This is a genomic window from Mesorhizobium sp. M7A.F.Ca.ET.027.03.2.1 (genome assembly GCF_003999175.1).
Classification (GTDB): Bacteria; Pseudomonadota; Alphaproteobacteria; order Rhizobiales; family Rhizobiaceae; genus Mesorhizobium.
Map to the genome: position 1 here is coordinate 1 of NZ_RZOM01000584.1, position 3,874 is coordinate 3,874.

Annotated in this window: 4 protein-coding genes and 1 pseudogene; all 5 read left to right on the forward strand. The window is 62.0% G+C overall.

Translation table 11 applies throughout. The features are described 5' to 3' along the window. The first annotated feature begins 807 nt into the window (after positions 1-807). Positions 808-1,413 (forward strand): hypothetical protein, encoded by a 606-nt coding sequence (locus tag EN750_RS22700; RefSeq protein ID WP_127268682.1) that lies wholly within the window; start codon positions 808-810, stop codon positions 1,411-1,413. A 62-nt stretch (positions 1,414-1,475) separates the two neighbouring features. Next, on the forward strand, positions 1,476-2,330 hold the full coding sequence (locus tag EN750_RS22705; protein WP_127397707.1) for a 23S rRNA (adenine(2030)-N(6))-methyltransferase RlmJ: 855 nt from the start codon (positions 1,476-1,478) through the stop codon (positions 2,328-2,330). A 193-nt stretch (positions 2,331-2,523) separates the two neighbouring features. Then, the gene (locus EN750_RS22710) at positions 2,524-2,976 is read left to right on the forward strand and encodes a hypothetical protein (RefSeq protein ID WP_023813788.1); all 453 of its coding nucleotides are present in this window, start codon (positions 2,524-2,526) and stop codon (positions 2,974-2,976) included. Positions 2,977-3,111: 135 nt separating this feature from the next. Further along, a complete protein-coding gene (locus tag EN750_RS22715; RefSeq protein ID WP_127397708.1) occupies positions 3,112-3,693 on the forward strand; it encodes a TetR/AcrR family transcriptional regulator in 582 nt (193 codons plus the stop codon). Beyond that, positions 3,690-3,874, forward strand: a pseudogene (locus tag EN750_RS22720) (EamA family transporter); the annotation flags it as partial. The gene EN750_RS22715 and the pseudogene EN750_RS22720, both read left to right, overlap by 4 nt.

Below are 3,874 nucleotides of genomic sequence, written 5' to 3' on the forward strand. Positions count from 1 at the left end.
CTAAAAAACCCGCTCCTCCGGCGACAAGGGCGCGTCGTCGGCTTTGGTTGGCGCCCCTTTGGCTGCCGGATTCCAGTTTCAGAACCTTGACAAGCTTACCCATGCTTTCCTCGCACGCACCGCACACGCTACCGCCGGGGCCGGGACAAAGCATCGCCCGGCCACGTTCCTTCAGAACGTGGCAAACCTCCGCGTCTGCGGAATCGCCATCACTGATGTGCGTTAATTGTTCTTTGGCTTTCGCGAAGCTGGTACGACTACACGACCTCCGTGCTGCCGCTCAGCATTCTCTGCGCCCCGAAAACGCGGTCACCCGCTCGGTGTCACCATCGCCGATTGCTCGCCCAAATTGCACATCCCAACATATCGAAAATATACCTGTGGAAATTATAGTCAACTAAATTAGTGATTTCTTAACCAAGTGCGCTCGCGAATGGTTAACGTGAGGGGGCGAGCGTCTCTCGGGCTGAAACACGGCGCATGCGGAAAATCCTCTTTACTAATCAGCATATTGGCTCGATCGACGACAATGTATGACCCGCGGAAGCTGTCCCTTGAGGTAGAATCGAAACTTGACAGCAAGGACGACCGAGAATGAGCCGACAGCGATGTCAGCGCAGCGCGCGAAATACTCGGCTTAATTTTTGAGCGCATAGGTAGAACCTTGAATTGTTGCGCGGCCAGGCCGCCAATCTGGTTGCGCTCGCGCCCGCACGGCCCACCTCCAGGTGGCTGCCCGCAACTGGCCATCGCCTTTTGGCCGTCGGGGCGCTATTGGCAAGGTCACGATACGCCATGGTGATCTGAATGCGCTTTCTGTTTGTCCTGATCCTGCTCGTCGGCGCCGGCATCGGTGTCGTCTATCCCTGGGCGATGAGCAACTTCTCCGGCCATGAGATCGGCACCTGGCGGGTCTATGAGCAGGGCCGCTTCAAGCCGCTGACGGTGCCGCTCTCCGGCCGCGACGCGCCGGTGCGGGTGCTGGTCGACCTGACCGCAAGAGCAGAGCGCATCGTTTCGCAGCAGCGCACCGTCCTGACGCTGACCGCTGCAAGCAATGGCCGCACGGTGCTCGCCTCGACGCTGCAGTTCAACCATTCCGACAATCCTCGCCAGGCTAGCCCGCAACTGACCGACAAGATCTTTCGCGACGAGGCCGGCGTGATCGCGACCGTCAGCCCTGGCCCTTATATCTTCACCGTTGGACCGGGTGATGCCGACGACATACCAATGCGGGCGGTCGATCTCATCCTGCGCTCCGGCGCCGGCGAGATCGACAGCCGTGCACGGCCGGTCGGCTTCGCGCTGATGGCGATCGGCCTGATCGGATTCTTGCTGACTTTGCGCACTCGTGGCGGCCGGCCGGAAAATCCGAACTCGCAGCCGCCACCGCCGCGTTGGGGCAGGGGCTGATGCATGTCGCCCAAAGGTGTGCAGCGGTTTTGGGACAACGACATGCATAACGGCACAAAACAATGAACTACCGCCACGCCTACCATGCCGGGAATTTCGCTGACGTCGTCAAGCATGTCGTGCTGACGCGCTTGCTCGAGTATCTGAAGCAGAAGGATAAGGCGTTTCGGGTCGTCGACACCCATGCCGGCATCGGCCGCTACGACCTGTCGTCCGCCGAGGCGCAGAAGACGGGTGAGTGGCAAGGCGGCATCGGCAGGCTGATCGATGCCCCGTTCGCCGCTCCGGTGGCGGCGCTGCTCGCGCCTTATCTGGAGACTATACGGTCGCTCAACCCCGAGGGTGGCATCCAGAAGTACCCGGGCTCGCCGTTGATTGCGCGCCATCTCATGCGCAAGCAGGATCGGCTGACGGCGATCGAGCTGCACCCCAAGGATGCCGCGAGGCTGAGGACGTTCTTTGCCGGCGATTTCCAGGCCCGGATCATCGAGCTCGATGGCTGGCTGGCGCTCGGCGCGCATCTGCCGCCGAAGGAAAAGCGCGGCCTTGTCCTCATCGATCCGCCATTCGAGGAAGCGGGTGAGTTCGAACGCCTCGTCGACGGGCTGATAAGGGCGCACAAGCGGTGGCCCGGCGGCATCTACGCGCTCTGGTATCCGATCAAGGACCGCAAGGCGATCATCGCCTTCCGCAAGGCGCTGAAGCAATCCGGCATTCCGAAGCTGCTCGATATCGAGTTCGAGATCAGGCCGGCCTCTTCGGAACCCAGCCTCGACGGCAGCGGTCTGCTGGTGGTCAACCCGCCGTTCACGCTGGAGGGCGAGCTGCGGACGCTGCTGCCGGCCCTGCACAGGCTGCTTGCGGTGGGGCGGCCGGCGCACTGGTCGCTGGAATGGCTGGCCGGCGAGCAGGCTTGAGGCGGGCTCATCGACGACCCAGTGACCGTGCTCCTTTGGGTCTCGATATGAACGTGCCAGAGCCATTCCGGTGCGTGCAAATTCGGCTTTGGTCAAAAAGCGGTTTCAAACTGGGAAACCATTGTCAACGCAACCGCTTGACCGCCGCCGAGCGAATCCGCACAGTGCGCGCAATCGACCTTGAGAGGCTGCCATGACTCGCTTCGCCAAATCCGCCCTTGCCGCCCTGATTTCGCTCTGCACCCCGCTTGCCGCGCCTCTCGGTATCACCCAGACCGTGCAGGCCGCCGATCTTACGGTCTATTCCGACGAAGACAGCGGGGTCTGCGGTCAGCCCTGGGTACTGAACAAGATCACCAGCCGCTTTTCCTATCAGGTGCATCACGTGCCGCATCTGCCTGACGTGCAGATCACCGATTTCCGGCGCATCCACCAGCATCGCTATCTGGCGGCCAACGATACCTGGCCGATCGGTCGCCGTTATTGCGGCGCCACCGTCAGCCTGTCCGACGGCCGCGATCGCACCATCTGGTACCTGATCGAGGAAGGCCAGGGCTTTGCCTCGATCGGCGACAATGTCGAATTCTGTGTCTCGGGCTTCGACCGCTGGATGGTCTACAACGGCCGCTGCCGCATTCTGCGCTAGACCCGGTTTCCCCTTCCAATCTCTTTCGCGCCTGTGGCTTGATCGGCTGCAGGCGTTTTTTCGCGCCGCGTTGACAGCAGGTCCGATCCGTCGCATGGATGTGAGACAGACCTGTCTCACTACTAGGTAATCTCCATGACGCCATCGTCCGCTTCCGGCAAGCGCCAACACGTCGTTGACACGGCCTACGTGCTGTTCAAGCGCGCCGGCTTCCATGCCACCGGTATCGACCGGATCATCGCCGAAGCCGATGTGGCCAAGATGACGATGTATCGCCACTTTCCCAGCAAGGACGAACTGATCGTCGAGGTGCTCGACTATCGCGCTATGCGTTTCGACCGCCAACTCGACCGGCTCGCCCAGGAGGACGTTGCGCCGGAGCAGAAAATCGGAAAAATCTTCGACTGGCATGCACGCTGGTTCCGCAGCCCGGATTTCCATGGCTGTCTGTTCGCACATGCGCTGGCCGAGTTCGGCGATCCCGGGCATCCGATTTTCGAGGCCGTTGTCAGGCAGAAGAACGGCCTCAAGCGGCGCATGCAGTCTATCCTCGAAGAGATGATGCCGCACGGCCGCGCCGAGAGCGTGGCGGCGACGCTGCTTATGCTGATCGAAGGTGCGACCTTGCTGGCGCAGATGGGGCAGACCGAAGCCGCCATTCGCGACTCCCGCAAGGCGGCCATGGGCATCGTTGCCGCCTCGCGCCGGCCGCAATGAGCCCGCTGGTCATCGGGCTCGCATTGTTTGCGGCGATCCTGCACGCAAGCTGGAACGCGTTCCTGCGCACGGGGGCCGACCGGTTGTGGACCGTCACCGTCATGAGCTTTTCAAGCACGGCGCTCGCCATCCCCTTCGCCTTCTTCCACGACCTTCCGGCCGCGCCGGCCTGGTTCTATAT